The 234-nt window shown below is 70.9% G+C and carries 1 protein-coding gene; it reads left to right on the top strand.

Features of this window, described 5'->3' with window-relative positions:
* The coding region (locus H928_RS32370) for a hypothetical protein (protein ID WP_027010920.1) at positions 1–234 on the top strand (234 nt) is incomplete at both ends.

Here is a 234-nt window from a genome sequence, read left to right as displayed (position 1 = left end):
CAGGCCGACGCACCGCCGCTGGACCTGGCCGTGCAGCAGCTGGGCCAGCTGGTGCTGCAGTCGCTGCAGCCGGTGGTCGAGCACCTGGACCAGAGCCGGCGCCAGCAGCTGGGGCTGCACCGCGTGCTGATGCAGGTCGCCACCCGCATGCAAGAGCAGATCGACCAGCAGCGCGCCGGCCGCCAGCCGCTGCAGCCCACCTTGCAGGCCGACGATATCGACAAGGCCTTTGAC

This window comes from Comamonas sp. B-9, from assembly GCF_000410635.1.
Lineage (GTDB): Bacteria > Pseudomonadota > Gammaproteobacteria > Burkholderiales > Burkholderiaceae_C > Comamonas.
Note: the sequence above shows the minus strand (reverse complement) of the source record. Positions and strands in the feature narration are given on the sequence as shown.